General features: G+C 54.2%; 1 protein-coding gene and 1 pseudogene. Both read right to left on the bottom strand.

Translation table 11 applies throughout. The annotated features are described in order from the left end of the window. Positions 1 to 121, bottom strand: a 121-nt coding sequence (locus ABLV54_RS13175; protein ID WP_020803058.1) for a hypothetical protein, incomplete at its 3' end; no start/stop codon positions are given. 330 nt (positions 122 to 451) lie between these two features. Then, positions 452 to 1,690 (bottom strand): annotated as a pseudogene (xylA, locus tag ABLV54_RS13170) (xylose isomerase); the annotation flags it as partial. Between the last annotated feature and the right edge of the window lie 52 nt (positions 1,691 to 1,742).

Here is a 1,742-nt window from a genome sequence, read left to right as displayed (position 1 = left end):
CGGCTTTGGCGACGATGGCGTCGATCTGTTCCTGAGTAAATTCTTGCGCCATTACAGAGGTAAGCGGAAAAAACGCGGCGATAACCGCCATGGTTAATGGAAGTTTTTTTATCATTGTCATGAGTTTCTCAATATAGGTTAATTTTATTCAGACAATAACCAGCCTATTCTGAGCTGACAGAATATGTCGCTATCATCAGAACAAGTTATTTTTTATTTTGTACGGTCACAGAGGCATTACACAATTATCGCTACTCGCCCTCCCTCACTGATATTAAACAGGTGGCACAATGGCAGAACCATCCGCGCGGCGGATTGTTCCTCTATAGACAGTCAAACAGATAGCCTTTCGGCACAGACAGCATAAATACAACACGAACAAATAAACGCTATTTCCCGGCAGCGGGCAGACAGCGGAATACATGCCCCCGCAGGGGCATGTCAGCCAAATTTAACCAAAGATATAGGTATTGACGAGATTTTCGAGTAATTCCTGACGCCCGCTGTGAGGCTGCGGATTCAGATTATGCTGCTCAGCGTACCGGGAAATATTATCCAGCGACATGCGGCCGGCCATAATTTGCTGCCCCAGTTCGCCCTGCCAGCCGGCATAGCGTTTTGCCAGAGCCCGATCGAGCTTGCCATCCTCAATCATCCGCGCGGCCAGCTTGAGAGACAGCGCCATCACGTCCATGGCGCCAATATGGCCATAGAACATGTCGTATTTGTCGGTGCTCTGCCGGCGAACTTTGGCGTCAAAGTTCAGGCCGCCGGTGGTGAATCCCCCGGCTTTGAGGATCTCGTACATCACCAGGGTATTTTCTTCCACGCTGTTCGGGAACTGATCGGTATCCCAGCCGAGCTGCGCATCGCCGCGGTTGGCATCAACGGAGCCGAAGATCCCCAGCGCGATGGCGCTGGCGATTTCATGGTGGAAAGAGTGCCCCGCCAGGGTGGCGTGGTTGGCTTCAATGTTCACCTTGATCTCATTTTCCAGACCAAACTGCTTCAGGAAGCCATACACCGTCGCGACATCGTAATCGTACTGATGCTTGGTGGGCTCCTGCGGTTTCGGCTCGATAAGCAGCGTGCCGCCAAAGCCAATCTTATGCTTGTGCTCCACCACCATCTGCAGGAAGCGGCCAATCTGCTCGCGCTCCTGACGCAGGTCGGTATTCAGCAGGGACTCGTAACCTTCGCGACCGCCCCACAGAACATAGTTTTCGCCGCCGAGCTGGTGGGTGGCGTTCATGGCGGTCACCACCTGCGTGGCCGCCCAGGCAAACACCTCCGGATCGGGGTTGGTCGCCGCCCCGGCGCCGTAGCGCGGGTGGGTAAAGCAGTTGGCGGTGCCCCACAGCAGTTTCACGCCGGTTTGCTGCTGTTTCTCCGCCAGCACCTCGGTCATCACGGCAAAATTATGCAAATACTCTTTCAGCGACGCGCCTTCTGGCGAGACGTCGACATCGTGGAAGCAGTAATACGGCACGTTGAGCTTGTAGAAAAATTCAAACGCCACGTCCGCTTTGCGTTTGGCCATTTCCAGCGCATCGCCCGCGGCCTGCCAGGGACGCTCAAACGAGCCGGCGCCAAACATATCCGCGCCATTCCAGCAGAAGTTATGCCAATAACAGGCGGCAAAACGCAGATGATCTGCCATACGTTTTCCCAGCACGATTTCATCCGGATGGCTTTGTTGAATAAATCAGATTTCGGGTAAGTCTCCCCCGTAGCGGGTTGTG

It is taken from the genome of Klebsiella sp. JB_Kp042 (assembly GCF_040065275.1).
In the GTDB taxonomy this organism is placed as follows: Bacteria; Pseudomonadota; Gammaproteobacteria; order Enterobacterales; family Enterobacteriaceae; genus Klebsiella; species Klebsiella quasipneumoniae.
This window is presented reverse-complemented; position numbering and strand designations above follow the sequence as displayed.